The sequence below is a fragment of the Bifidobacterium sp. UBA6881 genome (assembly GCA_002451435.1).
Lineage (GTDB): Bacteria > Actinomycetota > Actinomycetes > Actinomycetales > Bifidobacteriaceae > Bifidobacterium.
On sequence record DKCF01000062.1, the window covers coordinates 9,576 to 9,928 of the forward strand.

The 353-nt window shown below is 68.3% G+C and carries 1 protein-coding gene; it reads left to right on the forward strand.

Features of this window, described 5'->3' with window-relative positions:
- Positions 1-353: FGGY-family carbohydrate kinase (locus tag B3C64_RS04755; RefSeq protein WP_291534093.1), on the forward strand; the 353-nt coding region annotated here is incomplete at both ends.

A 353-nucleotide genomic window follows, 5' to 3' on the forward strand; every position in this document is an offset into this window, starting at 1 on the left:
GTGCGCACCGGCAACGTCTCCGCGGGAACCTCCATCTTCGCGATGGTCGTGCTCGAGCACAAGCTCAAGGCCCTGCACCCGGAGGTCGACCTCGTCACCACGCCGTCCGGCGACCTCGCCGGCATGAGCCACGCCAACAACTTCACCTCCGACCTGAACGCCTGGGTCGGTCTGTTCGGCCAGTTCGCCGCTGCCATGGGCACCCCGATCGACGCCGGCACCCTGTACGGCACCCTGTTCCGCTCCTCCATCGCGGACGACGTCGACTCCAACTGCGGCGGTCTGATCAACTACCCGTTCCGCTCCGGCGAGTTCCTCGCCGGCCTGCCGGAAGGCCGTCCGCTGTTCGTGCG